The 7,054-nt window shown below is 30.2% G+C and carries 6 protein-coding genes; 5 read left to right on the forward strand and 1 reads right to left on the reverse strand.

Annotation, left to right across the window (positions count from 1 at the left end):
- Positions 1-107 precede the first annotated feature (107 nt).
- The gene (gene fbp / locus ACTG3V_RS05810) at positions 108-1,118 is read right to left on the reverse strand and encodes a class 1 fructose-bisphosphatase (protein ID WP_439131197.1); all 1,011 of its coding nucleotides are present in this window, start codon (positions 1,116-1,118) and stop codon (positions 108-110) included.
- A gap of 181 nt (positions 1,119-1,299) precedes the next feature.
- On the opposite strand from fbp, the gene ACTG3V_RS05815 reads away from it, so the two are divergent.
- The 5 genes from ACTG3V_RS05815 to upp form a co-directional block, all read left to right on the forward strand.
- Positions 1,300-1,779: a GNAT family N-acetyltransferase gene (locus ACTG3V_RS05815; RefSeq protein WP_439131203.1), complete on the forward strand. Its 480-nt coding sequence runs from the start codon at positions 1,300-1,302 to the stop codon at positions 1,777-1,779.
- An 85-nt stretch (positions 1,780-1,864) separates the two neighbouring features.
- The gene (polA, locus tag ACTG3V_RS05820) at positions 1,865-4,714 is read left to right on the forward strand and encodes a DNA polymerase I (RefSeq protein WP_439131198.1); all 2,850 of its coding nucleotides are present in this window, start codon (positions 1,865-1,867) and stop codon (positions 4,712-4,714) included.
- Positions 4,715-4,727: 13 nt separating this feature from the next.
- The gene (locus tag ACTG3V_RS05825; RefSeq protein ID WP_439131199.1) at positions 4,728-5,534 is read left to right on the forward strand and encodes an SH3 domain-containing protein; all 807 of its coding nucleotides are present in this window, start codon (positions 4,728-4,730) and stop codon (positions 5,532-5,534) included.
- Between the two features lie 31 nt (positions 5,535-5,565).
- Positions 5,566-6,294, forward strand: a complete 729-nt coding sequence (locus tag ACTG3V_RS05830) for a glycine-rich domain-containing protein (protein WP_439131200.1) — start codon at positions 5,566-5,568, stop codon at positions 6,292-6,294.
- 302 nt (positions 6,295-6,596) lie between these two features.
- A partial coding sequence (upp, locus tag ACTG3V_RS05835; protein ID WP_439131201.1) for a uracil phosphoribosyltransferase occupies positions 6,597-7,054 on the forward strand: 458 nt, incomplete at its 3' end.

Here is a 7,054-nt window from a genome sequence, read left to right on the forward strand (position 1 = left end):
TTTTTTGTTTAAGATTAATTTCATTGTTTGTTTAACAAAGTTATATATTTATAAGGCACTACCCAAAACATTAGGGTTTTGTTAACTTATACAGGTATAAGAAACATTTATTCTCCAAAAGTTTGCATAAACTCAGCAACTTTCTTTACCATATTTTTACTGCCGCAAACAAAAGGAACACGTTCATGCAGTTCTGTAGGTTCAATTTCCATAATTCTTTTGGTGCCATCAGTGGCTAAACCACCTGCTTGCTCTGCTAAAAATGCCATTGGGCTACATTCATATAATAAACGTAACTTTCCTTTTGGATTTTTTGAACCTTTAGGATACATATAAATACCACCTTTAATCATATTTCTATGAAAATCAGAAACTAAAGAACCAATATATCTACTTGTGTATGGCCTATCTCCTTCTTCTGCTTGGCAATATTTAATATACATTTTTATCCCTGCTGGAAAATCTAAATAGTTTCCTTCGTTTACAGAATATATTTTGCCATCATTTGGGAATTTCATATTTGGATGCGATAAATACCAACTACCCAAAGCTGGATTTAACGTAAAACCATTAACACCATTTCCTGTAGTATACACTAACATTGTAGAAGTTCCGTAAACAATGTAACCTGCTGCAACTTGCTTATCTCCAGATTGTAAAAAATCTTCGATTTGTACAGGGGTTCCAACTTCTGTAACCCTTCTAAAAATAGAGAAAATTGTTCCCACAGAAACATTTACATCAATATTAGAAGAACCATCTAAAGGATCCATTAAAACTACATACTTATTCTGATGGTTCTCATCTTGACTATTGATGGTAATAAAATCATCTTCCTCTTCACTTGCAATACCGCAAACAATATTTCTATTTCTAATAGTTTCAATAAATACATCATTTGCCAACACATCTAATTTTTGTTGGTCTTCACCTTGAATATTCGTGTCTCCTGCAGCACCAGTAATGTCAACCAAACCAGCTTTATTTACTTCATGGTTCACTACTTTACCTGCTAAACGAATAGAATTTAATAATCTTGATAACTCTCCTGATGAATATTTAAAATCGTTTTGATTTTCTATAATAAATTCACCTAAAGTTTGATTTTTTTTTGCCATAATTATAAGAAGTTGATATCTACAAAGATGCAATATTTTATAATTTACGACAACGTTTTCGTTAAAATCATTTGGTAATTTTTTTAGGTTATTTTTAACAATTCAAAAAATATTGTTGGAAAAAATGCTTTTTTTTTAGAAATGCTCAAAACTATTATATTTGACAAATAAATACACCTCAATGGAATTTAAAATTAGAGAAGGAAAAAAAGAAGATATGCCATCTGTCTTAGATTTAATAAACGAATTGGCAATTTTTGAAAAAGAACCAGATGCTGTAGAAATTACTGTTGATGATTTGATTACTGATGGATTTTCTGAACATCCAAAATTTAAAATTTTTGTGGCTGAAGAAAATAACACAATTATTGGGATTGCCCTTTTTTACGAACGTTACTCTACTTGGAAAGGCAAAACCATTCATTTAGAAGATTTAATCGTAACCAAACGCAGACAAAAAATTGGCGCAGGTAAAGCATTGTACACAGCTGTATTAAAATATGCTCATGATCATAATTTTAATAGAGTTGCTTGGGAGGTTATTGATTGGAATACAAACGCAATAAACTTTTACAAAAGCACAGGTGCAACCTACTTAAATGACTGGTCTGTAGTACAAATGAATAAAGAAAATTTAGCCAATTTTATTGCCAATAGCTAAATTATTAATGCCTTATAAAAACCTTTTCAAGTTTCTTAAACATCATAAGTTTTTGTAGTTTTATCTTTTTCAACAAAAGATAGAAATGGCAAATCAAAAAAGACTTTTTTTAGTTGATGCATATGCATTAATTTTTCGTGGATATTACGCATTTATAAAAAACCCAAGAATCAATAGCAAAGGTTTAGACACTTCAGCAATAATGGGTTTTATGAATTCTTTGTTAGATGTTATAAAACGTGAAAGACCAGATAATTTAGCGGTTTGTTTTGATAAAGGTGGTAGCGTAGACAGAGTAGAGCTATTTGAGGCCTATAAAGCCAATAGAGATGAAACTCCTGAAGCTATAAAAGTGGCTGTACCTTATATTTATGACATCTTAAAAGCCATGCACATACCAATTATGGTAAAAGAAGGTTTTGAGGCTGATGATGTAATAGGAACACTTTCTAAACAAGCAGAAAAAGAAGGTTATAAAACCTTTATGGTTACTCCTGATAAGGATTTTGCACAACTCGTTTCCGATAATATTTTTATGTACAAACCACGCTTTGGTGGTGGATATGATATTTGGGGAGTGCCAGAAGTACAAGAAAAATTTGGTGTAGAAACCCCAGAACAAGTCATCGATTTTTTAGGAATGATGGGCGATTCTGCTGATAATATCCCAGGTTTACCTGGAGTTGGAGAAAAAACAGCAAAAAAATTTTTAGCTCAATTTGGTTCTATGGAAGGTTTGTTAGCCAATACAGATCAATTGAAAGGAAAAATGAAAGAGAAAGTAGAAGCTAATGGCGAATTGGGTTTACTTTCAAAAAAACTAGCTACAATTATGCTAGATGTTCCTGTAACTTTTGATGCTACTGATTTTACTTTAGACGAACCAGATAAAGATAAAGTTACCGAGATTTTTAACGATTTAGAATTTAGAAATTTACTCACAAATTTTTTACGAACATTTGCTGATGAAAATTCAGTAAAAACAAACGGAACAGAAAACTCGTCAAGTCAGGAATCAAAACCATCAACCAACAACCAACAACCAAAAACTATAGAAGGTCAATTCGATTTATTTGCAGCTCCTGGTTCTGGAAGCGTTTCGAAAGAAGATGTTGCTTTAGGTTTTAAAACCATAGAAAGCACCAATCATTTTTATCAACATATAGACTCACCTTTATCAAGAAAACTCTTATTAAAAAAATTAATGCAACAAACTTCTGTTTGTTTTGATACTGAAACCACAGGTTTAAAAGCTTTAGAAGTTGAATTGATTGGTATTGCATTTTCGTACGAATCTGGAAAAGGATATTATGTTTCATTCCCAGAAAATCAAGAAGAAACTAAAACCATTTTAGAAGAATTTAGACCATTTTTTGAAAGTGATATTGAAAAAGTTGGGCATAATTTAAAATATGATATCAAGGTTTTATCGAATTACAATATGCCTGTAAAAGGGAATTTGTTTGATACGATGATAGCACATTACCTTATCAATCCAGATATGCGTCATAATATGGATGTATTAGCAGAAACCTATTTGAATTATCAACCTGTTTCGATTACAGAATTGATTGGTAAAAAAGGAAAAAATCAATTGTCAATGCGAGTGGTTCCTATTGCAGATCAAACAGAATATGCTGTTGAAGATGCTGATATTACCTATCAATTAAAACAACTTTTTACAGGCGAACTAGAATCTGGCAATGTTTCCAAACTCTTTAATGATATAGAAATTCCTTTAGTTTCTGTGCTTACAGCTATGGAAATTGAAGGTATTAATGTAAATACCGAATTTTTAAACGAATTATCTGTTGCCTTAACTGATGACATCAACAGATTAGAGAAAAATATTTACGAACAAGCAGGAGAAGAATTTAATATTGCATCACCAAAACAATTAGGTATTGTTTTGTTCGAAAACATGAAATTGGTTGACAAACCAAAAAAGACCAAAACAGGGCAGTATAAAACAGGTGAAGATATTTTGTCTTTCTTAGCAAAAGACCATAAAATTATTAGAGATATTCAAGAATATCGCCAATATAAAAAACTACAAAGCACCTATGTAGATGCTTTGCCAAATGAAATCAACCCAAAAACAGGCAGAATTCATACTCAATATATGCAAGCTGTGGCTGCAACAGGTAGGTTGAGTTCTAACAATCCGAATTTACAGAACATCCCAATTAGAACAGAAAGAGGTCGTGAAGTACGTAAAGCATTTGTTCCAAAAAACCAAGATTATGTATTATTGGCAGCAGATTACAGTCAAATAGAATTGCGAATTATTGCTGCGTTAAGTGAAGAAGAAAATATGATAAACGCCTTCAAAAATGGCGAAGATATTCACGCTTCTACTGCTGCAAAAGTATTTGATGTTCCTTTAGATGAAGTGACTCGTGAGCAAAGAAGTAATGCAAAAACAGTAAACTTCGGAATTATATATGGAGTTTCTGCTTTCGGCTTAAGTAATCAAACTGATTTATCTAGAGGTGAAGCCAAAGAATTGATTGACACCTATTATGAAACCTATCCAAAATTGAAAGCTTATATGTCTGCGCAAGTAGATTTTGCCAGAGAGCATGGTTATGTAGAAACCGTTTTAAACAGACGCAGGTATTTAAAAGATATCAATTCTAGAAATGCAATGGTAAGAAGTGGTGCTGAACGAAATGCAGTTAATGCACCCATACAAGGTTCTGCTGCTGATATTATAAAACTAGCAATGATTAACATTCACAATCGTTTTGAAAAGGAAGGTTTTAAATCTAAAATGTTATTGCAAGTGCATGATGAATTGGTTTTTGATGCACATAAAGACGAACTAAAAACCATAGAACCCATCATTAAACACGAAATGGAAAATGCTTTTAAAATGGCTGTTCCTTTAGATGTTGAAGTTGGTTTGGGGTATAATTGGCTGGAAGCGCATTAAAAAAATAAACGCTATGAAAAAAACAACAATAATATTACTAATCCTATTTAGTGCATCTATATTTTCTCAAGAAGTAAAATTTGTTAAAGCTTCAAGTGGTTTAATTGTTAGGAATACACCAGATAAAAACGCTTTAAGAATAGGTAAGTTAAAAAATAATACACGAGTTAATATCATCGAAGACACAGAAATTAGTTTACAAATTAAGGATGATGGAAAAATTATAAATGGCAATTGGATAAAAGTAAAAAATTTTGCAGACGATATAAAAGGATATGTTTTTAGCGGATTTTTAACTGATAAAATACCAAATAAAGGACCTGAAAACGGTAATTATTATCTTACTAAAATTGATTCGATTACTGAAAAAAAATACTGGGAAGATTTTCAAAAAAATATTGAAACTAAACCTACATTCATCAATCTAAGAGATAAAAAACACACCAATTTAGCAAAGTTTGAAATTGAAGATCTAGAATTTTATGACGGAACTACGATTTCAATTGAAAAAGAAAGTGGGTTAAAGAATATTATTGAAATCATAAAAATTGAAACATCTTACAGTGCTTGTTGCTCTAATACTTACGAATATTTTTATTTAGTTGATAAAAACAATCGACTAATCAACTTAACAACAATAGAAAATAATCATTGTGATGGACCCGAACCTTATTTTACGTACCTATTTCCTAGTAATAAAAATGGTAAAAAAGATAAAATAATTTATGCTAAAATAATTCCTCAAAATAAAGGTGAAGATAAAATTGAAGTCTTAAAAACGTTTACTTGGGATGGAATACAACTCTTAACAGAACAATAATTTCAGTAAATCGCTTTATAAACTAAAAATAATGAAAGACGAAAAGCTCTGGATTAGAATTAAAAACTTTAATCTTGATAATAATACTTCTGAGTTTACCTTCTCTAAAAGGTTAGCAAGAGATAATAATTGGAAAATTGAATTTACCACTAAAGTAATAGAAGAATATAAAAAATTCATTTATCTGTGTTGTATTTCTAATCAACCCATCACACCTTCAGATGCTGTAGATCAAGCTTGGCATTTGCATTTAACTTACACAGAATCTTATTGGAAAAAACTTTGTGGAGAAACAATAAGAAAAGAAATTCATCACAACCCAACTAAAGGAGGTAATCTAGAAAGAGATAAGTTTTTAAAGTGTTATGATTCAACATTTGAAACTTATAAACTTGAATTTCATCAAGAACCACCTTCAACTATTTGGTTAAACAATAATAAAAGATTTAAAGAAATCAATTTTAAAAGGATTAATCTGGATAGGTTTTGGCTCATAAAAAAACCGTCTAAAGAAATTTTACTACCAATTAAAATAGTACTCCTTCTTTTATTTGTATCTCTAATATTCATTCAAGCAAAAAGCAGTGACTCAAGTTCAGGTATACTATTTCCAATAATTATGATACTATTTATCATAGTATTAGTAATTTTTGGCAAAAACAAAAATGGTAGAAATGATGGTTGTTCTTATGATGATTATAACCATTATGATGATGGATGTGATAGTGGTTGCAGTGGATGTTCAGGCTGTGGAGACTGAATTAAAAAATAGAAAACTACAATGATCTTAAAGAAAATTTGGTGCGTTTCTATAATTTTAACTAAGCAGAAGTCAGTAAATTTAAAGCTTTATTGATGTACCCTTTTGTAAAAAGGAATCTTAAGCACATCAATATTTAAATTTTGGAATACACAATACAAATACTGGTTAAAACAATAAAAATCGTGTATTGAAATTCTCTATGGATACTTGTTTTCGAAAAAAAGTAACTAACTATAAAAACAGTTAGCAACATACAAATTTTAAGGTATTCAATTATATTTGTTTTAGAATTTAAAACTATGAAACTACACTATATAGGAAAAAACAACTCTATTTTAAATAAATTTATTGCTGAAATTAGAGATCAAAACATTCAAAAAGATTCGCTTCGTTTTAGAAGAAATATTGAAAGAATAGGAGAAATATTGAGCTATGAAATTAGTAAAGAACTTAATTATTTTGATAAAGTAGTTAAAACACCTTTGGGTACAAAAAAAGTTAAAATTCCTGTAAAAGAGATTGTACTTTGTTCTATTTTAAGAGCAGGCTTGCCTTTACATCAAGGACTTTTAAATTATTTTGATGATGCAGAAAACGCTTTTATTTCTGCCTACAGACATCACCCAAATAATGATAGTGATTTTGAAATTGTGGTAGAATACTTAGCATCACCCAAAATACACAATAAAACCTTATTGTTGGCAGACCCAATGTTGGCTACTGGACAATCTTTAGTTACGGTTTATGAAGCCATTAA

The organism is Polaribacter sp., from assembly GCF_965660385.1.
In the GTDB taxonomy this organism is placed as follows: domain Bacteria; phylum Bacteroidota; class Bacteroidia; order Flavobacteriales; family Flavobacteriaceae; genus Polaribacter.